At 53.3% G+C, this 21445-nt stretch carries 20 protein-coding genes; 8 read left to right on the top strand and 12 right to left on the bottom strand.

What is annotated here, in order from left to right; all coding sequences use genetic code 11:
• Positions 1-10 precede the first annotated feature (10 nt).
• The 3 genes from plsC to FDW88_RS21625 form a co-directional block, all read right to left on the bottom strand.
• Positions 11-748 (bottom strand): 1-acylglycerol-3-phosphate O-acyltransferase, encoded by a 738-nt coding sequence (plsC, locus tag FDW88_RS21635; protein ID WP_115257480.1) that lies wholly within the window; start codon positions 746-748, stop codon positions 11-13.
• Between the two features lie 195 nt (positions 749-943).
• On the bottom strand, positions 944-3202 hold the full coding sequence (gene parC, locus FDW88_RS21630; protein ID WP_096755658.1) for a DNA topoisomerase IV subunit A: 2259 nt from the start codon (positions 3200-3202) through the stop codon (positions 944-946).
• A 129-nt stretch (positions 3203-3331) separates the two neighbouring features.
• On the bottom strand, positions 3332-3724 hold the full coding sequence (locus FDW88_RS21625; protein WP_137363341.1) for a YgiW/YdeI family stress tolerance OB fold protein: 393 nt from the start codon (positions 3722-3724) through the stop codon (positions 3332-3334).
• A gap of 153 nt (positions 3725-3877) precedes the next feature.
• On the opposite strand from FDW88_RS21625, the gene qseB reads away from it, so the two are divergent.
• From qseB to FDW88_RS21605, 4 genes are all read left to right on the top strand, one after another.
• Entirely contained in the window at positions 3878-4537 is a 660-nt protein-coding gene (qseB, locus tag FDW88_RS21620) for a quorum sensing response regulator transcription factor QseB (protein ID WP_096755656.1), read from the top strand.
• Complete coding sequence (gene qseC, locus FDW88_RS21615; RefSeq protein WP_137363340.1) at positions 4534-5883, top strand: quorum sensing histidine kinase QseC; 1350 nt, start codon at positions 4534-4536, stop codon at positions 5881-5883. Before qseB ends, qseC begins: the two co-directional genes overlap by 4 nt.
• Positions 5884-5991: 108 nt before the next feature.
• The gene (locus FDW88_RS21610; protein ID WP_117342677.1) at positions 5992-6573 is read left to right on the top strand and encodes an NAD(P)H-dependent oxidoreductase; all 582 of its coding nucleotides are present in this window, start codon (positions 5992-5994) and stop codon (positions 6571-6573) included.
• A 30-nt stretch (positions 6574-6603) separates the two neighbouring features.
• A complete protein-coding gene (locus FDW88_RS21605; protein ID WP_096755653.1) occupies positions 6604-6918 on the top strand; it encodes a putative quinol monooxygenase in 315 nt (104 codons plus the stop codon).
• Between the two features lie 94 nt (positions 6919-7012).
• Here FDW88_RS21605 and FDW88_RS21600 read toward each other — a convergent pair whose 3' ends face one another.
• Genes FDW88_RS21600 through FDW88_RS21590 form a run of 3 tightly spaced genes read right to left on the bottom strand, consistent with a single transcriptional unit; the run spans position 7013 to position 11326 of the window.
• The gene (locus FDW88_RS21600) at positions 7013-8203 is read right to left on the bottom strand and encodes a glycoside hydrolase family 88 protein (RefSeq protein ID WP_137363339.1); all 1191 of its coding nucleotides are present in this window, start codon (positions 8201-8203) and stop codon (positions 7013-7015) included.
• Positions 8204-8226: 23 nt separating this feature from the next.
• Complete coding sequence (locus tag FDW88_RS21595; RefSeq protein WP_096755651.1) at positions 8227-9495, bottom strand: oligosaccharide MFS transporter; 1269 nt, start codon at positions 9493-9495, stop codon at positions 8227-8229.
• A 10-nt stretch (positions 9496-9505) separates the two neighbouring features.
• A complete protein-coding gene (locus FDW88_RS21590; protein WP_137363338.1) occupies positions 9506-11326 on the bottom strand; it encodes a DUF2264 domain-containing protein in 1821 nt (606 codons plus the stop codon).
• Positions 11327-11491: 165 nt separating this feature from the next.
• Between FDW88_RS21590 and FDW88_RS21585 the strand changes: the two genes are divergently transcribed.
• Positions 11492-12343 (top strand): AraC family transcriptional regulator, encoded by an 852-nt coding sequence (locus tag FDW88_RS21585; RefSeq protein WP_137363337.1) that lies wholly within the window; start codon positions 11492-11494, stop codon positions 12341-12343.
• A gap of 99 nt (positions 12344-12442) precedes the next feature.
• On the opposite strand, the gene parE is transcribed toward FDW88_RS21585, so the two are convergent.
• Genes parE through nudF form a run of 5 tightly spaced genes read right to left on the bottom strand, consistent with a single transcriptional unit; the run spans position 12443 to position 16848 of the window.
• Complete coding sequence (gene parE / locus FDW88_RS21580) at positions 12443-14335, bottom strand: DNA topoisomerase IV subunit B (RefSeq protein ID WP_096755648.1); 1893 nt, start codon at positions 14333-14335, stop codon at positions 12443-12445.
• A gap of 28 nt (positions 14336-14363) precedes the next feature.
• Positions 14364-14945, bottom strand: a complete 582-nt coding sequence (gene yqiA, locus FDW88_RS21575) for an esterase YqiA (RefSeq protein WP_115257472.1) — start codon at positions 14943-14945, stop codon at positions 14364-14366.
• Complete coding sequence (cpdA, locus tag FDW88_RS21570; protein WP_137363336.1) at positions 14945-15772, bottom strand: 3',5'-cyclic-AMP phosphodiesterase; 828 nt, start codon at positions 15770-15772, stop codon at positions 14945-14947. Before cpdA ends, yqiA begins: the two co-directional genes overlap by 1 nt.
• A 24-nt stretch (positions 15773-15796) precedes the next feature.
• Positions 15797-16219 carry a DUF1249 family protein gene (locus FDW88_RS21565; RefSeq protein ID WP_096755645.1) on the bottom strand — a complete coding sequence of 141 codons (423 nt, stop codon included), beginning with the start codon at positions 16217-16219 and terminating at the stop codon, positions 15797-15799.
• The gene (gene nudF, locus FDW88_RS21560; protein WP_096755644.1) at positions 16216-16848 is read right to left on the bottom strand and encodes an ADP-ribose diphosphatase; all 633 of its coding nucleotides are present in this window, start codon (positions 16846-16848) and stop codon (positions 16216-16218) included. Before nudF ends, FDW88_RS21565 begins: the two co-directional genes overlap by 4 nt.
• 199 nt (positions 16849-17047) lie before the next feature.
• Between nudF and tolC the strand changes: the two genes are divergently transcribed.
• From tolC to FDW88_RS21545, 3 genes are all read left to right on the top strand, one after another.
• Positions 17048-18535 (top strand): outer membrane channel protein TolC, encoded by a 1488-nt coding sequence (tolC, locus tag FDW88_RS21555; protein ID WP_137363335.1) that lies wholly within the window; start codon positions 17048-17050, stop codon positions 18533-18535.
• Positions 18536-18683: 148 nt separating this feature from the next.
• The gene (locus FDW88_RS21550) at positions 18684-19361 is read left to right on the top strand and encodes a DUF1190 family protein (protein ID WP_115257469.1); all 678 of its coding nucleotides are present in this window, start codon (positions 18684-18686) and stop codon (positions 19359-19361) included.
• Positions 19362-19366: 5 nt separating this feature from the next.
• Positions 19367-20527 (top strand): glutathionylspermidine synthase family protein, encoded by a 1161-nt coding sequence (locus tag FDW88_RS21545; protein ID WP_096755641.1) that lies wholly within the window; start codon positions 19367-19369, stop codon positions 20525-20527.
• A gap of 85 nt (positions 20528-20612) precedes the next feature.
• On the opposite strand, the gene ygiD is transcribed toward FDW88_RS21545, so the two are convergent.
• Positions 20613-21401 carry a 4,5-DOPA dioxygenase extradiol gene (ygiD, locus tag FDW88_RS21540; protein WP_137363334.1) on the bottom strand — a complete coding sequence of 263 codons (789 nt, stop codon included), beginning with the start codon at positions 21399-21401 and terminating at the stop codon, positions 20613-20615.
• Between the last annotated feature and the right edge of the window lie 44 nt (positions 21402-21445).

Genomic DNA, 21445 nt, shown 5'->3' with positions numbered 1-21445 from the left:
ATGGCGCGAATCACACCTTACCGGTAGCTTCACGCTCGGCAACTTCTTTGTCGAGTTCGGCGATTTTTTGTTCCATTAACGTGCGGCAATGCGCGGCCAGTTCACGAACCTGATCCTTACCATAGTGGCTGATATCTACTGGCGGTAACATCTCGACGATCGCCAGACCATTATTTAATCGGTTAAGTTTAATCTTATTTGAGGTCGTTGAGACGCACACCGGGATCACCGGAACACCCGCGGCAATTGCCGCATGAAACGCGCCAGTTTTAAACGGCAGCAGACCACGGCCACGGCTACGCGTACCTTCCGGGAACATCCAGATAGAGATACGACGTTTTTTAAAATGATTAACGACCGTCGCAATGGTGCTGTGCGCTTTGGCGCGATTGTTTCTGTCGATCAACAGGTTACCGGTGAGCCAGTACAGCAGGCCGAAGAACGGGATCCACAGCAGGCTTTTTTTACCGACCGTAACCGTCGGTGGTTGCACGATCTTCGCGGCGGTAACCATGTCATAGTTATTCTGGTGGTTACAAATATAGATAGCGTTGCCGTAGTCCTTTGCGTCCGGCGGCATGCGGCATTCCACCTTCAGGCCGTACAAGGGGGCCAGTCGACCAAACATATGGCCAAACGTTGAGACGTGTTTAGGATTTCGTGGGCTGAACAGACAATATATACAACCAAAAACACAGACCAGAATGCAGTAAATTACGGTAATGAATAAACGAAAAATATATAGCATAACAACCTCTAAGGCCTAAGAGCCTGGCATTTTACGTCACCAGATGCAGAACCCTGCGTCAGGTTAGGGCTTTGTTAAGAGCGGCTCTCTGGAAAAGCGTATTGTTAATCGCAATGCACGAATAAACAACGGTTTCACGGGAATTTTTAATGTTGACTCTCCCTGCGTAAAAGCAGGGAGAGTCAGACGACAGCGTTATTCTTCGCTGTCGCCCTGACCGGCACGTCGTGGTGAGTCAATTTCGATACGGTCGATGCGCTGTAAACCGCGCATCAGCGTACCGCGACGCCCACGCTCGCCGGTCACCTTCTGCAGTTCTTCAGGACGCAGTTTAATTTTGCGTTTACCAACGTGAATGGTCAGCGTACTTTGCGGAGGCAACACGTAGAGGTGCGCCAGCCCATCATCCCCTTTCGCCGCTTCTGCAGACGGAATGTTGATGATCTTGTTCCCTTTCCCTTTCGACAATTGCGGCAGATCACTGACCGGGAACATCAGCATACGCCCGGCATGGGTGATCGCCAGCAGCATGTCGCTTTCATCTTCAAGCACCACCGGCGGCATCACATGCGCGTTCTCCGGTAACGTAATCAATGCCTTACCTGCACGGTTGCGCGCCACCAAGTCATTGAAGGTGCAGACGAAACCGTAGCCAGCATCGGAGGCCATCAGCAGTTTCTGGTCATCACTTTCCATCAGCATATGCTCAACCGTCGCTCCCGGCGGCAGCGTCAGCTTACCGGTCAGCGGTTCACCCTGACCACGTGCCGACGGCAGCGTAATCGGGTCGATGGCATAGCTGCGCCCGGTTGAATCCACGAACACCACCGGCTGGTTGCTCTTGCCCTTCACCGCCGCCTTGTAGCTGTCACCCGCCTTATAGCTTAAGCCCGGCGCATCAATGTCATGGCCTTTGGCGCTACGCACCCAGCCGCTTTGCGACAGTACAATGGTGACCGGCTCAGACGGCAGCATGTCGTGCTCGCTCATCGCCTTCGCTTCTTCGCGCTCTTTCAGCGGAGAACGGCGATCGTCGCCATAGGCATCTGAGTCTGCCTGCAGCTCTTTCTTCAGCAGGTTACTCATCTTGCGCTCAGAGGCCAGAATGCCCTGCAGCTGATCGCGTTCTTTCGCCAGCTCGTCCTGCTCGCCACGAATTTTGATCTCTTCAAGTTTGGCAAGATGACGCAACTTCAGTTCGAGGATGGCTTCAGCCTGGGTTTCAGAAATGCCAAACCGCGACATCAGCTCAGGCTTCGGTTCATCTTCATGACGAATGATTTCAATCACTTCGTCAATGTTGAGGAACGCCACCAGCAAACCTTCGAGGATGTGCAGGCGCTTGAGGACTTTTTCCAGACGATAGTTCAGACGACGACGCACGGTATCGCGGCGGAACGCCAGCCATTCGGTGAGGATCTCCAGCAGGTTTTTCACCGCCGGGCGACCGTCGAGGCCAATCATGTTCAGGTTGATGCGGTAGCTTTTTTCCAGATCGGTGGTGGCAAACAGGTGGTTCATCACCTGCTCCATATCCACACGGTTGGAGCGCGGCACGATCACCAGACGGGTCGGGTTTTCGTGATCCGACTCATCGCGCAGATCGTCCACCATCGGCAGCTTTTTATTGCGCATCTGGGCGGCAATCTGTTCCAGCACTTTGGCACCGGAAACCTGATGTGGCAGCGCGGAAATCACCACCGCGCCATCTTCTTTGGTCCAGACCGCACGCATACGCACGGAGCCACGTCCGTTTTCGTAAATCTTACGAATTTCTGCACGCGGGGTAATGATTTCTGCTTCGGTCGGGTAATCCGGTCCCTGGACGATATCCAGCAGCTGATCCAGCGTCGTTTTCGGCTGCTCAATCAGCGTAATCGCCGCTTTTGCCACTTCACGCAGGTTATGTGGCGGAATGTCCGTTGCCATGCCGACCGCAATACCGGTGGTGCCGTTCAGCAGAATATTCGGCAAACGCGCAGGCAGCATCTTCGGCTCCTGCATGGTGCCGTCGAAGTTTGGTACCCAGTCCGATGTCCCCTGACCGAGTTCCCCCAGCAGCAGTTCCGCATATTTAGACAGTCGAGATTCGGTATAACGCATCGCCGCGAACGATTTCGGATCGTCCGGTGCCCCCCAGTTCCCCTGCCCGTCAACCAGCGGATAACGGTAAGAGAACGGCTGCGCCATCAGCACCATCGCTTCATAGCAGGCGCTGTCGCCGTGTGGGTGGTATTTACCCAGTACGTCGCCGACGGTACGGGCGGATTTTTTAAATTTGGCGCTGGCATTCAGCCCCAGTTCGGACATCGCGTAAACGATGCGTCGCTGAACGGGTTTCAGACCATCACCAATAAACGGCAACGCCCTGTCCATGATGACGTACATGGAATAGTTCAGATAGGCGTTTTCCGTGAATTCATGCAGCGCAAGGCGCTCTGCCATATCGCTCATTAATCGTGGTTCCTCAACTGTTAGCCCGAACAATACCCGGTATTCGTCAGGCAATATTGCCGCAGATACTACCCTATCTGGCGAGTTGAGTCACAAAGAAAAGGGCCACGAACGCGGCCCTGATGGGGATTATTTGGTGACTTTGGTAATCTGTTTTACGTCGATTTCAACGGAGTTCCAGTCTTTATCCACTTCGCCCTGGATTTCTACGACATCCTGCGGCGTGACGGTTAAACCGTTCCAGCGCTTGTGGTCGATATCCACGTTCACCGTGCCAGATGCATCTTTAAACAGGTACAGATCGTCGGAGATACGCTCGACGATATTACCGCGCAGGGTAACCCAGGCATCATCACGCAGCGATTTTGCACTTTCTACCGTCGTACTGCTGCCATTCGGACCCACAAATCCGCCCGCCTGGCTTTGCGTCGCCGTTGGGCCAGAGAATCCGCCCTGCTGCGCTGCCAGAACAGGTGCGGAACACAGTGCCATCACGGCAACCATTGCAGCTAATTTTTTCATCTTCATGTCTCCCTTATCATGTTGTTTCACGACTATTTAATAAGTTAATCCTTAACAACTTCTTAAGGCAAAAAAAGATTCTTTTTTTGCTGTACATCCCCGGTTGACACAAGGTTTACTGGCAGCCAACTGAGTGAGCGCAGGGAAGAACATATGCGTATTTTACTGGTAGAAGATGACGCGTTGATTGGCGACGGTCTGAAAACGGGCCTGAGTAAAATGGGGTTCACCATCGACTGGTTTACCGAAGGTCGTCAGGGTAAAGAGGCGCTTTACAGTGCGCCTTATGACGCGGTGATCCTCGACCTGACGCTGCCGGGTATTGACGGCCGCGATATCCTGCGCGAATGGCGCACAAAAGGAAAACAGGAGCCGGTGCTGATTTTAACGGCCCGCGACGCGCTGGCAGAACGCGTGGAAGGTCTGCGCCTCGGTGCGGATGACTACCTGTGTAAACCCTTTGCACTGATTGAAGTGGCCGCCCGACTGGAAGCGCTGGTACGTCGCGCCAGCGGTCAGGCTACCAGCGAACTACGCCACGGTCAGGTGACGCTTAATCCCGGCGCACTGGTCGCCACGTTCGCAGGCGAGCCATTGTCGCTCAAGCCGAAGGAGTTCGCACTGTTGGAACTGCTGATGCGTAATAAAGGGCGCGTCCTGCCCCGTAAACACATTGAAGAAAAACTGTATAACTGGGACGAAAACGTCTCCAGCAATGCGGTTGAAGTGCACGTCCATCACTTACGCCGTAAGCTCGGCAGTGATTTTATCCGCACCGTGCACGGTATTGGTTACACCCTGGGTGATGCATGAAATTCACACAACGCCTCAGCCTGCGCGTCAGGCTAACGCTTATCTTCACCATTTTGGTGCTGGTGACCTGGCTGATTTCCAGTTTTGTCGCCTGGAAGCAAACCACCGATAACGTCGACGAGATGTTTGACACACAGCTGATGCTGTTTGCCAAACGGCTGGTCACGCTGGATCTTGACGAACTAAAAGCCTCTGAGCGCTTTGCCCAAACGCCAAAGAAATTCAAACACGGCCATATTGACGACGATGTGCTGACCTTTGCGGTCTACACCCCGGACGGAAAAATGGTTCTGCACGACGGCGACAATGGTCAGTACATTCCCTATAGCTATCGCCGGGAAGGGTTTGACGACGGATATCTGAACGGTGACAACGATAAATGGCGCTTTATCTGGCTGACTTCAGCAGATAAAAAGTACCGGGTCGTGGTCGGTCAGGAGTGGGAATACCGCGAAGATATGGCGCTGGCGATTGTGACGGCCCAGCTGGTGCCGTGGCTGGTCGCCCTGCCGTTGATGCTGCTGATCCTGATTGTACTGTTAAGTCTTGAACTTAAGCCGCTGAAAAAGCTGGCACAGGCTTTACGTTTGCGCGATCCGGAATCTGAAGAACCACTGAGTCTGAAAGGCATTCCCGGCGAGGTTCGCCCACTGGTTGAGTCGCTCAATCAGCTGTTTACCCGTATTCACACCACCATGGTACGCGAGCGGCGCTTTACCTCAGATGCCGCGCACGAACTGCGTAGCCCACTGACGGCGCTCAAGGTTCAAACCGAAGTGGCGCAACTGTCTGACGATGACCCGCAGTCACGACAAAAAGCGCTAATGCAGATGCAGACGGGAATTGACCGCGCCACTCGCCTGGTCGATCAGCTGCTGACGCTTTCGCGTCTTGATTCGCTCAACAATCTTCAGGATGTCGCCGATATCTCACTCGAAGAGTTACTGCAATCCGCCGTCATGGATATCTACCACCCGGCACAGCAGGCCCACATCGACGTGCGCTTGCAGATTAACGCTCACGACGTTAAACGCACCGGACAACCGCTGTTGCTTAGCCTGATGGTCCGCAATCTGCTGGATAATGCAATCCGCTACAGCCCGCAGGGTAGTGTCGTGGACGTGACGCTCAACACCCACTGTTTCAGCGTCAAAGATAACGGTCCGGGCGTTGCGCCAGAGGTATTACTGCACATTGGTGAGCGTTTCTATCGTCCACCGGGACAAAACGCGACCGGCAGTGGGCTGGGTCTGTCGATCGTCCGGCGTATTGCGACGTTGCACGGTATGTCCGTGTCATTCGCCAACGCCGCGGAAGGTGGATTTGAAGCCAAAATCAGCTGGTAGCGTTGAATTATTGCGCTACCAGCAAAAGACTTTGCACATTTTGCTAATTTCACCGCACCGCTCATCGGCGTAAAATCGCCTTCAAACGTAATTCTTTGAGGATACAACATGAGCAACATTCTGATTATCAATGGCGCTAAAAAATTCGGCCATTCCAATGGTCAGTTGAATGACACCCTGACCGAGGTCGCGGACGGTATCCTGCGCGACCTCGGACATGATGTTAGAGTCGTGCGCGCAGACAGCGATTACGACGTACAAACAGAAGTGCAGAACTTTGTCTGGGCTGACGCCGTTATTTGGCAAATGCCGGGCTGGTGGATGGGTGCACCGTGGACAGTGAAAAAATACATCGATGATGTGTTCACTGCAGGGCACGGTACGCTGTACGCCAGCGATGGTCGCACACGTTCTGATGCCACTAAAAAATACGGTTCTGGCGGCCTGATTCAGGGCAAAAAATACATGTTGTCCCTGACCTGGAATGCACCGATGGAAGCCTTTACTGACAAAGATCAGTTCTTCCACGGCGTCGGCGTTGATGGCGTTTATCTGCCGTTCCATAAAGCAAACCAGTTTTTAGGTATGGAAGCGCTGCCGACTTTTATCACCAATGATGTGATTAAAATGCCGGATGTCCCGCGTTATATCGCAGAATATCGCAAGCATCTGACCGAGATTTTTGGTTAACTAGTTACCTGGAATTAGAAGGAGTTAACCATGCTTACCGTTATTGCAGAAATCCGTACACGTCCAGGTCAACACCACCGCCAGGCGGTGCTGGATCAGTTTGCTAAAATCGTTCCAACCGTCCTGAAGGAAGAAGGCTGTCATGGCTACGCGCCGATGGTCGATCACGCCGCGGGTGTGAGTTTTCAAACCACAGCGCCGGATTCAATCGTGATGATTGAACAGTGGGAAAGCATTGCGCACCTTGAAGCGCATTTGCAAACCCCGCATATGAAAGCTTACAGTGAAGCCGTGAAAGGTGATGTGCTGGACATGAGCATTCGTATTCTGGAATCAGGTATTTAAGGTTGTTGATGTACCGGATGACGTCGCCCGCGACGTATCCGGTCTACACACGATCTGTAAGCCCGGTAAGCACAGTGCAACCGGGCCAATAAACTTACCAGTACAACTTCCAGCACTGCGTAAAACGGGTTAACGCCTCAACGTAAAAGTAATCTCCCCAGCTTGCGCACTCATCGACCCCTTTATTGCTCGCAAGATGGTAAACCGAGTGTTTCAGTAGCCCGTTGCCCTTCTCATCTTTGCCCATCAGATAATGCTGCGTCAGCGATGACATGATCCCCATCGCCCATTGTTGATAACGTTCACGATCCGGATCGGTCACCGGCAGGTGTTTAATCAACTCCAGCAGGCCACATACCGCAATGGCCGCCGAAGAAGAATCACGCAGCGCATCGGTGCCCACCAGCGCCAGATCCCAGTGACAAACGGCATCATCCGGCAGGCGATTGAGAAAGTAGTTGGCCAGTTTTTTCGACAGCTGCACCATCTCGCGATCGCCGGTATAGATATAGCTCAACAGAAAACCATAAATCCCCCACGCCTGCCCACGCGACCAGCATGAATCATCAGCGTAACCCTGCTGGGTATTACCGTAGCGCGGCGCGCCGGTTTGCACGTCCATGTAGTAGGTATGGAACGTCGAGGCATCTTCACGGATCAGATATTTCGCCGCCTGCGCCACGTGCGCTTTTGCCGCATTGGCAAAGCGCGGATCGCCCGTCTGTTCACTGGCCCAGTACAGCAGCGGCAGGTTCATATTGCAGTCAATGATCATCCGACCGGCCTGCTCTGGATCGCGGAGATCGCCCCATGCCTGAATGATCTGCGCCTTCTCGTGAAAACGTTCGAGCAGCGCTTCTGCCGCCATCAGCGAAAAACCGCGCGCATCGCGATTGCCCGTCAACCGCCAGGCCGCCACACAGGAGAGCGTGTACAGGAAGCCCAGGTCGTGGGTGTTGGTGTCATGACGCCCGGCAATACGCAAACCAAATGAGCGCACGTGCTTTTCGGCCATTTCACGAAATGTCGCTTCACCGCTCATTTCCCACGCCAGCCACAGTTGCCCAGTCCAGAAACTGGTGGTCCACTCCACATTATCCGTCAGCGGGTAATAACCGTTGACGCAGGTTTCGGCAGGAAAGTCTTCACCGAATTCCGTTAAATGACGGCTAAGCAGCTCGAGGACATGTTCCCTGGCGCCATTCATTTGTTCCTGAAAGGCTGCGGTATTAAGCGGGCTACCAGGAAAAGCGCGCAACGTTTCCTCAACGATATGCTTTAACATATTTTGGTTCCTTATTACGTAGATTATCTTGTCGCGTTATTTTCAGCGATATCGAGCGCGGTATTATTACGACGTTTACTTTGGCAGGCGGATAACGTAAATGCCGAAATCAGCGTAAAGGTCAGCGCAATAATACCCATAATGATATAGGTCTTTTCAAAACCAATTCGGTCATACATTAATCCGGCAGGTGAAGACACCACCACGTTGCCAACATACAGCATCGCCTGATAACCCAGTAAATACATGGTTGCGTTGACGCGTTTATCAAAATGTTCGGCAATGTATTTAAAGACAGAAACCAGCAATAAACAGATTTCCAGGCCATACAACGGTTTTAGCACTGAAATTAACAGATGCGAGTCGCACAGTCCGGAGATAACCAGACGCGCGCCGACCAGTGCCCCGACAATCAGCAATCCCCGCTTCGCGCCGATGTAGTTAACGAACAGCGGGATCACCATATACATGATAAATTCCATACCTGACTGCACGGTGCCCAGATATCCGAATACCGCATTGCCTTTATGTACATCAGCAAAGAAGGTGACAAAATAACGCGAGAATTGCTGTTCGGCGATAAACATCATCCACGCCACGCCTGCGACATACAGGCAAAACGCCCAAAATTTGCGGTTACGTAGCAGCGCGTAAACATCCGCAGGAGAGATTTTATCTTTGGTCAGTACCTCTGAGGCATTGGCTGAATTTACGTTCACTTTCAGGCTTAGCAGGACAATCAGCATTACCACCGACGCCACGCTACCTAACATAAAGTTATACGCCGGAGAGAGGTTAAACAGCAGCCCCGAGAACGACGACGCGACTGCCCAACCGAGCGATCCCCACATGCGGATTTGCCCAAACTCCATGCCGTTTAAACGACTGTAGCGGTCAGAATAGGATTCGCAGGCGGCCACACCGGCGTACCACGCAAAGCTTAAGTAAATTGCGCCGACAATAATACCCAGTAGGGTATTGGAGATTAATAGCGGCTGATATACATAAATAAAAAACGGTGCCATTAATGCCGACATAATCACGACAAAATAGAGCAGGTATTTACTCATACCGATTCTGTCGAGGATATAGCCATAAATCGGCTTCAGTATCACCGAGAAAATACCGTTCACAGCAAATACGGTACCGATAACCGTCCCACTTAACTGCGCTTTCTGCCCCAACCAAATGGCCAGCAAACCAATACTGGCCGACCAGGTAAAGAAATAAAGAAAAATAAAGCTACTAATTTTATAATATTCTGTTCTGTTACTCGCTGAACTCTTTTTCATACCATCCTCGCTATAAAAAGAACGACAACTGACGTGCACCGTCAGGTTCGCGAATAACGACCTGGTTACGGTTAATTTGCAGCAGTGGGACCGTGAGCACGTTTTTTTGCTTGCCGCTGGCATTCACGGCGCAGCACAGCCAGCTCCCGCCCGGCAGGATCTCGGTGGTCAGCGTCGGAATAGCCGCGCACTCGGCAAACATAATGCTGCTGTTAGGCGGCGTGACCACACTGTCCGGCTGGCGGATGATGGCAGGCGACAGATCCACAATCGCACTGGTCCCGTTACGCGCTGCCAGCAGACATCCCCGTGCGCTGAGCTGCGGCTCTGTCTTCATCACTGCAAAGCCCCCTTCTACCGTTTGCAGCGTTCTCGCACTGTGAATGCGGTGCAAACGAATATGCCACTCGCCAAACGGCACCAGCCAGGTCTCAATACTGACGTCATGCCACGGCGACCAACGGGACCAGAGATAATTTTCATCAACGCGAACGTCATCGCACTGACGACGTCCACGGAAGTAATTATCGCCATCTGCCAGCAGCAGCATGGAATCGCACGCCGCATGTTTGATGCCGTAGCGCCCGCGCTCAATGGTGAAGCCAAAACGGCTGGAGTAGGCAAATTTGGTGTACTTGGCCTCGGTATTCACATAGTTGTTCAGCTCAAGCTGGCCTGACGCCAGCATCGTGACATGCGCAGAATCTTCGCTGTGTTGCAGGATCTGCCCGGCATGGGTAATCACCCGTTTTTCGTCAAGCACCGGGAGCGGCAACTCTTCAGCCTGCCAGAACGCGTGATCGTCCGGTAACGCGAGGATCAAAAAGACTTTCAGTGCCCAGTACGGCGATCCCGGCGAATTGTAGTCTTCACACATCGCCAGGTTTGGATAGGCAAAGCCCAACGTCAGGATGCCGTCTCGATCAAAAATCGGCTGCTGTTGCCACCAGCGCAGATGGCGCAGGATCACCCCTTTGATAACCCCAGGAGAGAACACATCCAGTTCAGCAAAGGCCACCGCACTCCAGAGGGCGACCATGGCAAAGCGGTAGGTCAGGCTGCGACCAAACGGCACCGATGCCCCGTCGGCGGCAGACATAAAGATAAAATCCGCGGCAAACAGCCGGGAACGTTCACGCAACGTAGCGGCGCGACGGGTGTCTTCCGGGCTGAGGGTGGCATACAGCAGGCCATAAAAATGAAAGGCCATGGAGATGTAATAATCTTTAGGTCGCCCGGGACCGTCGGAATACCAGCCATCGCCGAGGTAGTAGGCGTCCATCATCTCAAATCGCCGATCGATAGCCTGTTGGTCAAACGGTAATCCTGCACGTTTAAAGCCAAGCTGCACGATAATGGCGAAATAGTTCCAGTTGCTGTCCGGCATCTGAGCATCGGTAATTTGATTCAGCCAGCGGTGCAGATTGTCCTGCTCCATTGCGCTGAACATCCCGGTTAAACGCGTCTGCAATAACGCCAGGCCCAGACCATACGCCGCCATCTCGACCAGACGCTGATCGTAAGGACCGGTGTCCCCCCAATAGTGCGAGCTGTGGGGATCGGTGCCGAGTTTTATCGCCTGAATATATTTGTCGGCAAACGGCACATCCGCCCCGCCGGCCATCAGCGGAAATAGCCCCCACAGCGCTCGGGAAAGCCCTTCCATGCAGGCAATATCCACGCTGTAATGCGCGCAGGTATCACCGAGAGAAAACTGAGCCTGTCCCGCTGGGAATTGCTTGTCGAGTGCCCGTAAAAGGGTATTAACGGCACGCGTAACGTCTTCGCGGGATGACAATGGATTTGATTTTTCTTCAGTTGCCGACCACATACTCTGCCCCTCTGAATTAAGTGGCTAAAGAATAGTGAATGGCAGACAAGCAGAAATGTTACTTCAATCACACGACAAACATTAAAATAAAACAGTGATTGAAGAAATTTAAAAATAGGGTTTATAAACAGGAATTCGCCGGCAAAAGTTTAAATTTATTGCACTATGAACTTATCTTCCCCTCAAGAGTACCTGGAGCTGATTGCCCTCAACGACGCGGTGGTGTCGTTCAGTCGTTTATTTGCCAATACGGTTCGTTATCACCATTGGCATCAGTGTCTGGAAGTGTTGTACGTGGAAGAAGGGTTTGGCGTGGTGACGGTCGATCATAAGCAATACACCATGCGTCCAGGGCGAATGTTCTTTTTCCCGCCGTTTACGCTGCATAAAATTTTTGTCGACGAGCAGGTGCGGGACCGTTATCGGCGGACCATTATTCATCTCGATCAGCACGCAGTGCTGAAGGTGTTACGCGACTTTCCACTTCATCAACAGCGTCTACAACACCTGAGTGTACGCGGGAGCGAGGCGTGGGTCATCGACGCCGCAGACGTCCATACGCACATTGATTTTCTGTTCAGCCGCTATGCAAAACTGGCCGCGCAGAAACCGCTTAACACTGAGCACGTTGCCTGCCTGTTATTGAATTTATTCAGCCTGTTACCCGAAGATAACGTCAATATGCATGATAGTGATACGGGGATGGCCAGCCAGGTGATGTTCTGGCTTGATGAGCACTACATGCATAAATTTAGCCTGGAGACGCTGGCACAAGCGTTAGGAAAATCAAAAAGTTATGTTTCTCGGCGTTTTCAGGTAGAAACAGGCGAGAGCATCCTCGGGTATCTCAACACGCTGAGGTTGAGAAAAGCCTGCGAGGCGCTGTTACACAGCGAGGCAAGCGTCAGAGAGATTGCGCAAAAAGTGGGGTTTTCTGATGTGACTTATTTTATCAGCGCCTTCGGAAAAGGCATTGGCGAGACGCCGTTACAGTACAGGAAGCGGCATAAGCCGTAACGCCTGATGGCGACGCTAATGCGTCTTATCAGGCCTACGGGCACAATGCGAATGTAGGCCGGATAAGCGAAGCGCTATCCGGCATTCACAACATCATGCTTACCCTTCGAGATCCGCCAGGTCGCCTTTCTCCTGCAGCCAGTTACGGCGATCTTCAGAGCGCTTCTTCGCCAGCAGCATATCCATCATGGCGTTGGTGCGCTGATCGTCTTCATCATCAATGATGAGCTGCACCAGGCGACGGGTATTTGGATCCAGCGTGGTTTCGCGCAGCTGCATCGGGTTCATTTCACCCAGACCTTTAAAGCGTTGGACGTTCGGCTTGCCTTTCTTACGCTTCAGCTGCTCCAATACGCCCGCTTTCTCTTCTTCCGTGAGCGCGTAATACACCTCTTTCCCGAGGTCGATACGGTACAACGGCGGCAGCGCCACGTAGACGTGTCCGTGTTTGACCAACGTGCGGAAGTGCTTCACAAACAATGCGCACAGCAGCGTAGCAATATGCAGACCATCGGAGTCCGCATCCGCGAGGATACACACCTTGCCGTAGCGCAACTGGCTGAGATCGTCGCTGTCCGGATCGATGCCGATCGCTACCGAGATATCGTGAACTTCCTGGGAGGCCAGCACTTCATCAGAAGAGACTTCCCAGGTGTTCAGGATCTTACCCTTCAGCGGCATGATCGCCTGATACTCACGATCGCGCGCCTGCTTGGCCGATCCGCCCGCCGAGTCACCTTCCACCAGGAACAGCTCGGTGCGGTTAAGATCCTGTGCGGTGCAGTCCGCCAGCTTACCCGGCAGTGCCGGACCGCTGGTGAGCTTTTTACGCACCACTTTTTTCGCTGCACGCAGACGACGCTGAGCGCTGGAAATCGCCATTTCCGCCAGCAGCTCTGCTGACTGCACGTTCTGGTTCAGCCACAGGCTAAAGGCATCTTTTACCACCCCAGAAACGAACGCCGCGCACTGGCGCGAAGAGAGACGCTCTTTGGTCTGACCGGCAAACTGTGGATCCTGCATCTTCACGGACAGCACGTAGGCGCAGCGATCCCAGATATCCTCCGCCGACAGCTTCACGCCACGCGGCAGGATATTGCGGTATTCACAGAATTCACGCATCGCATCCAACAGACCCTGACGCAGGCCATTGACGTGCGTCCCGCCCTGCATGGTTGGGATCAGGTTAACGTAGCTTTCGGTCAGCAGTTCACCGCCTTCCGGCAGCCACAGCAGCGCCCAGTCCACCGCTTCCGTATCACCGGAGAACGTCCCAACAAACGGTTTTTCCGGCAGCAACGGCAGGCCGTTCACCGCTTCGCTCAGGTAGTCGGTCAGGCCATCGGCGTAGCGCCAGGTCTGTTCGGTATCGTTGACCTTATCCTTGAAGATGATCTCCACGCCCGGGCAGAGTACCGCTTTGGCTTTCAGCAGATGGCTCAGGCGAGAAGCGGAGAAACGTGGGCTGTCAAAGAAGCTTTCATCCGGCCAGAAGTGCACGCTGGTCCCGGTATTGCGCTTTCCACAGGTGCCGGAAACGTGCAGGTCTTCGACCTTTTCACCGTGTTCAAAGGCGATACTGTGAATCTGACCATCACGACGAACGGCCACTTCAACACGTTTTGACAAGGCGTTAACCACCGAAATCCCCACGCCGTGCAGGCCACCGGAGAACTGGTAGTTTTTGTTAGAAAACTTCCCCCCTGCGTGCAAACGGCAAAGGATCAATTCAATGGCCGGGACGCCCTCTTCCGGGTGGATATCGACGGGCATGCCACGTCCGTCATCAATGACTTCCAGTGATTGATCGGCATGAAGGATAACCTCGACACGTTTCGCGTGCCCGGCCAGCGCTTCATCCACACTGTTATCAATAACTTCCTGCCCCATATGGTTAGGACGAGTCGTATCTGTGTACATCCCCGGGCGGCGGCGAACCGGCTCAAGCCCAGTGAGTACCTCAATGGCATCAGCGTTATAAGTTTGCGTCATGGTTTAAATTAGCAATTCGAATTGATCGTCAAAAACTGTGCAGTCCAAGGAAATCGACAATCTGGTTGAAATAATCTTCGAAGCCTGTGAATGCGTGGTTTCCGCCCTCAATAACAGTTTGACGGCAGGAGGCGTAATACGCCACCGCCTGGCGGTAGTCCAACACTTCATCGCCCGTTTGTTGTAGCAGCCAGAGCAAATCCGGCGCCTCCAGCGGGTCAATCTGCATGACTTTAAGATCGTAAATATGGCGAGACTCTAGCACATATTGCTGGCCCGTGTAGGGGTTCTCGTTTTGGCCAAGGTAGTCGACCAGCAGTTCGTAAGGCCGCACCGCAGGGTTCACCACCACCGCAGGCAACATAAAACATTGCGACAGCCAGGTGGCGTAATAGCCCCCTAAAGAGGAGCCAACAATCCCCAGCGACTCTCCGCCATGCTCAAGGACTATTGATTCCAGCATCTCTGCCGCTTGGGCAGGATACGGTGGCAGCTGCGGTACGATCATCTCAACGTGCGGGTGGTGCTCTGCCAGCCAGCTTTTCAGCAGACACGCCTTCGCCGAGCGAGGAGAGCTATTAAATCCGTGTAGATAGAGAAGCGTAGACATCAGTAGCCTTCTGAAGCGGTATCAGGGTGGAACCGAATTCCCGGCAGACGGCACACCTGAGTGTGCAGCGAACCATCAGCAAAAAGTTCCAGCGTACGCCAGCCGGGACTAATGGTATCTAACGTAAAGTTGGCACAATGCGGCTTGAACTGCACGCATGTCGACGGCGTAGCCAGCAGGCGGCGACCGTTCCAGTCGAGATCCAACTCCTGATGAATATGCCCACACAGCAGATACTTCACGCGCGGATAGTTCACCAGCACGTTGTCCAGCTCAGCAGCATTGCGCAGGCTGTGCTGATCGAGCCAGCTACAGCCCGAAGGCAGTGGGTGGTGATGCAAAAGCAGCAAGGTATTCCGTTCAGGCGCATCGGCAAGTTTTCGCTCCAGCCATTCAAGCTGGAACTCACTTAATTCTCCGTGGGGAACGCCAAAAACCTGGCTATCGAGCAGCAAAATTTGCCACTGTTCACCAATGAAGACGCGTTTCGCAGGCGAAATTCCGGCGTCCTGCAGGGCGCTGTACATGGCTGGCTGAAAATCATGATTGCCAAGTAACCAGACGCAAGGCGCACGAAAGCTTGCGATACCCTCAGCAAAATGCTGATACGCCGCAGCGGATTGATCCTGCGCTAAATCGCCTGTCGCCACGATCAGATCGAAGTCGGTCGACTCAGCATGTATAGCGTCCAATACGCACTGATAGCTGTCCCAGGTGTTCACTCCCAGCAGCGTTTCATGCTTTTCGGCAAACAGGTGAGTGTCTGTAATTTGCAAGATCCTGACTCTGGCCTCACCAGCCAAAGGAAGGGTTAACAGGCTTTCCAAATGGTGTCCTTAGGTTTCACGACGCTAATAAACCGGAATCGCCATCGCTCCATGTGCTAAACAGTACCGTAACCAGTCGGCCAGGAACTGATTAATTTGATGCTTTTCGTCGCGTTGATGCAACTTTTTATTTGGGTAATCATACCGCGCTTTGAAGCGAAAGATCTGCTGACTTGAACACACTTCAGCCACCCTCGCATCATGATACAGGCGGACGGTAAGCGATGGCAGGCTCCAGTAAGTGACAGCAGGCGCCGTCTGTTCGATCGCAACCAGCGTAGTGTATCGGGTCGATTCAACAATCGTTAACCGATATTGTGCGTTTGCCACCTGATAGCTCACTGTTTCGCCGACCACATCATTTCGCGGCAACAGACGGCGCAGTTGCGAAAAGTTGGTTTCGCACAGGCGCATCATTTCAGGGAAATCAGGTGTATAACGCTTCATTTTTTCCACTCAGTTTTTAACTCTTGATAGTGCAGCTGCAACCATTGCAAGGCGATGACAGAAGCCGCGTTGTCGATTTTTCCCTCTTCCACCCACTGATAAGCCTGTTCCCGGCTTACAACATGAACGCGAATATCTTCGTTTTCATCCGCCAGACCGTGGATCCCGCTTGCGGTCGTGGCGTCCACTTCGCCGACCAAAATGGACAGGCGCTCGCTCGTGCCGCCGGGGCTTGCCAGATAGCTCAGCACAGGTTTGGTTCGTTTTACGTCCAGTCCGGCTTCTTCCATCGCTTCACGGCGGGCAACGTCCTCAACGGTTTCACCTTCTTCGATCATCCCGGCGACCATTTCCAGCAGCCACGGGCTTTCGCTGGTATCAAATGCCGCAATACGAATCTGCTCAACCAGCACAACTTCGTCCCGCTCAGGGTCAAAGGGTAGCAAGACCGCCGCGTGTCCGCGCTCAAAAATTTCGCGCGTGACTTCCTCACTCATTCCACCGTTAAACAGGCGATGGCGGAACCGATAAAGATCCAGTGAAAAAAAACCGCGGTATAGCGTTTCTCGTGCAATAATTTCTACATCATTTTTCGTGAAAGTCATTGGCAAGCTGTCTGGTTTACGCATTGTGCTGTCCTGATACCAATAGTGATTAAAATGTGAATTTCAAGGTCGTTTGACTGCTGTTTGGGCGCCCTTGTGTTAAATTGATGCAAATTAACGCCGTATGGCACGTAACGCCAACTTTTTGAAGTGGTGGATTCTGCTAGAATCAACAATTATTTTTACCATTTGATCAGCGCTAAATACTGCTTCACAACAAGGAATGCAAATGAAGAAATTGCTCCCCATCCTTATCGGCCTGAGCCTGTCGGGGTTCAGTACTTTGAGCCAGGCAGAGAACCTGATGCAGGTTTATCAGCAAGCACGCCTGAGCAACCCGGAATTGCGTAAATCCGCCGCCGATCGCGATGCTGCATTCGAAAAAATTAACGAAGCGCGTAGTCCGTTACTGCCTCAGCTGGGCTTAGGTGCCGATTACACCTACAGCAATGGCTACCGTGATGCAAACGGCGTGAATTCCAACGCCACCTCTGCTTCGTTAACCCTGACTCAGTCTCTGTTTGATATGTCGAAATGGCGTGCCCTGACGCTGCAAGAAAAATCAGCGGGCATCCAGGATGTGACCTATCAGACCGATCAGCAAACGCTGATCCTGAATACTGCCACGGCCTATTTTAAAGTATTGAACGCGATTGATGTGCTGTCATACACCCAGGCACAGAAAGACGCAGTTTACCGTCAGTTGGATCAGACTACCCAGCGTTTTAACGTCGGCCTGGTCGCCATTACTGACGTACAGAACGCCCGTTCACAATACGATACCGTGCTGGCAAATGAAGTTACCGCACGTAACGATCTGGACAACGCGGTGGAAGAGCTGCGCCAGGTTACCGGCAACTACTACCCGGAACTGGCCTCGTTGAACGTTGACGGCTTTAAAACCAACAAGCCGCAGGCGGTGAATGCACTGCTGAAAGAAGCCGAAAATCGCAACCTGACCTTGCTGCAGGCGCGTTTAAGCCAGGACCTGGCGCGTGAACAAATTCGTCTGGCGCAGGACGGTCACCTGCCGACGCTGGATTTAACCGCCTCTACCGGTGTTTCTGATACCTCTTACAGCGGCTCTAAAACCCGCGCGGCAACCGGTACTCAGTATGACGACAGCAATATGGGTCAGAACAAAATTGGCCTGAATTTCTCGCTGCCGCTGTACCAGGGTGGCATGGTTAACTCGCAGGTGAAACAAGCACAGTACAACTTTGTGGGCGCGAGCGAACAGCTGGAAAGTGCGCACCGCAGCGTGGTACAGACCGTACGTTCATCCTTCAATAACATTAATGCGTCCATCAGTAGCATTAACGCATACAAACAAGCGGTTGTCTCTGCACAAAGCTCTTTGGACGCGATGGAAGCCGGTTATTCCGTTGGTACACGTACCATCGTGGATGTGTTGGATGCCACCACCACGCTGTACAACGCCAAACAGCAGTTGGCTAACGCACGTTATACCTATCTGATTAACCAGTTAAACATCAAATCTGCGCTCGGTACGCTGAACGAACAGGATCTGGTGGCGCTGAACAATACGCTGGGCAAACCGATTCCGACCGCGCCTGACACCGTCGCGCCGGAAAACACACAGCAAGACGCTGCAGCAGACGGCTATACCGCGAGCAACAACGCGGCAGTCGCTCAGCCGACGGCAGCACGTTCAACCAGCAGCACCGGCAACAATCCGTTCCGTAACTGATGGTGATGACGGGGCTTCGGCCCCGTCTGAACGTAAGACAACGTAAAGATCCGCCCCTTCTTCCGCATTCTCGCCTCTTCCCGCTTCAATTTCGACCAGTCATCCTCTATTCTGAGCAGTATTTACCACTGGGTCCTGGAAGACATAAATGAAACGGACAAAATCTATACATCACGCGTCGTTCCGCAAAAGCTGGAGCGCACGCCACCTGACTCCTGTTGCCCTGGCTGTTACCGCCGTTATTATGCTGGCGGGCTGTGAGCAGAGCGACGAAACAGTATCGCTTTACCAAAATGCGGACGACTGCTCGACGGCGAATCCGGGTAAAAGCGCTGAATGTACAACCGCATTCAACAACGCGCTGAAAGAAGCTGAGCGCACGGCGCCGAAGTACGCCACCCGCGAAGACTGTATCGCTGAATTCGGCGAAGGTCAGTGCCAGCAGGCACCTGCACAGGCTGGTATGGCACCAACGGGTGAAGGCCAGGCTCAGGCACAGAATCAGAGCAGCGGCAGCTTCTGGATGCCGCTGATGGCAGGCTACATGATGGGCCGCATGATGGGCGGCGGTATGGGCGCTCAGCAGCCGCTGTTCAGCTCGAAAAATCCGGCCAGCCCGGCCTACGGCAAATATACCGATGCTGGCGGAAAAAACTACGGCGCAGCAACGCCGGGCCGTACCATGACCGTACCGAAAACCGCCATGGCGCCGAAACCGGCAACCACATCAACCGTCACGCGCGGCGGCTTTGGTGAATCTGTCGCCAAACAAAGCACCATGCAACGTAGCGCCAGCGGTACCACCACGCGTTCAATGGGCGGCTGATCCACATGGAAAGAGTCAGTATTGTTGAGCGCCCGGACTGGCGCGAAAAAGCCACCGAATACGGTTTTAACTTTCACACCATGTACGGCGAACCGTACTGGTGTGAAGACGCCTACTACAAGCTCACGCTTGCACAGGTCGAAAAGCTGGAAGACGTCACCGCTGAACTGCACCAAATGTGCCTCAAGGTGGTTGAAAAGGTCATCGCCAGCGACGAGCTGATGACCAAGTTTCGTATTCCCAAACACACCTGGGGATTTGTCCGCCAGTCATGGCTGACTCAGCAGCCGTCGCTCTATTCCCGCCTCGATCTGGCATGGGATGGCATCGGCGAACCTAAGCTGCTGGAAAACAACGCCGATACGCCAACCTCGCTGTACGAAGCTGCATTCTTCCAGTGGATCTGGTTAGAGGATCAGCTCAATGCCGGGAACCTGCCGGAAGGCAGCGATCAGTTCAACAGCCTGCAGGAAAAGCTGATTGAACGCTTCACCGCGCTGCGCGAACAGTATGGTTTTCAGCTACTGCACCTGACCTGCTGTCGTGACACCGTCGAAGATCGCGGGACCATCCAGTATTTGCAGGATTGCGCGGCCGAAGCGGAAATCGCCACCGAATTCCTCTATGTCGAAGATATCGGCCTCGGTGAGAAAGGTCAGTTCACGGACTTAGAAGATCAGGTGATTGCCAACCTGTTTAAGCTCTATCCGTGGGAATTTATGCTGCGCGAGATGTTCTCTACCAAGCTGGAAGATGCCGGCGTTCGCTGGCTGGAACCGGCCTGGAAGAGCATCATCTCCAACAAAGCGCTGTTACCACTGCTGTGGGACATGTTCCCGAACCATCCGAACCTGCTGCCTGCGTATTTCGCCGAAGACGACTATCCACAGATGGAAAAATTCGTCGTGAAACCGATCTTCTCGCGTGAAGGCGCTAACGTGTCGATCGTTGAGAACGGTAAAACGATCGAATCGGTGGAAGGCCCGTACGGTGAAGAAGGTATGATCGTACAGCAGTTCCATCAGCTACCGAAGTTTGGCGATAGCTACGTGCTGATCGGCAGTTGGCTGATTAACGATCAGCCAGCCGGGATTGGCATTCGCGAAGACAGAGCGCTGATCACTCAAGATCTTTCCCGCTTCTATCCGCATATTTTTGTCGAATGAATGAAAGTGCCGGGTGGCGGCTCTGCCTTACCCGGCCTACGACACGAACTGTAGGCCCGATAAGCGCAGCGCCATCGGGCATTAATCATCCAACCTGCACCGACAGCATACTCAGACTGCCCATCTCAATGCCGTCCACAGGAATTGTCACGGGTTCTTTTCCATCCCACGCACCTAATACGTAAAGCAGCGGCAGATAGTGATCCGCCGTTGGATTCGACAACGATCCGCCTTCATGATCCAGATAGTTGACCAGCGGATGTTGTTCAACCGGTCCCTGCCATGTCAGGTTGGCCTTCACATAATCGTTGAATGAGGACGCCCACGGGTATGGCGTATTTTCACCGTGCCAGCGTGCCGTGCGCAGGTTATGCACCACGTTACCACTGGCGACCAGCATAATACCTTCGTCGCGCAGCGCCGCCAGCTTACGACCCATTTCAAAATGCCAGGCGGCCGGCTTCGTGCTATCAATGCTTAATTGCACCATCGGGATGTCGGCATTCGGGTACATCTTGATCAACACGCCCCACGACCCGTGGTCAAAACCCCAGGCTTCTTTGTCTAAGGCGACAGGGACGGGAGACAGCAAATCCACCAGATGTTGCGCCAGTTCTGGCGAGCCCGGCGCCGGATAATGTGTGTCATACAGAGCCTGCGGAAAACCACCAAAATCATGAATCGTTTTCGGTGCTTCCATGGCAGTTACGCCAGTGCCACGGGTAAACCAGTGCGCCGAAACCACGACTATGGCTTTCGGTCGCGGCAACGTTTCCCCCAGTTGCTGCCAGGCACGGGTATAAACGTTATCTTCCAGAACATTCATCGGGCTGCCGTGCCCCAAAAACAATGCTGGCATACGAGTTAAAGACATGATGATATCCTTACTGAGGGAGTCATTTTGATATCATCACAATA

The sequence above is a fragment of the Citrobacter sp. wls829 genome (assembly GCF_005280825.1).
Classification (GTDB): domain Bacteria; phylum Pseudomonadota; class Gammaproteobacteria; order Enterobacterales; family Enterobacteriaceae; genus Citrobacter; species Citrobacter gillenii.
Note: the sequence above shows the minus strand (reverse complement) of the source record. Positions and strands in the feature narration are given on the sequence as shown.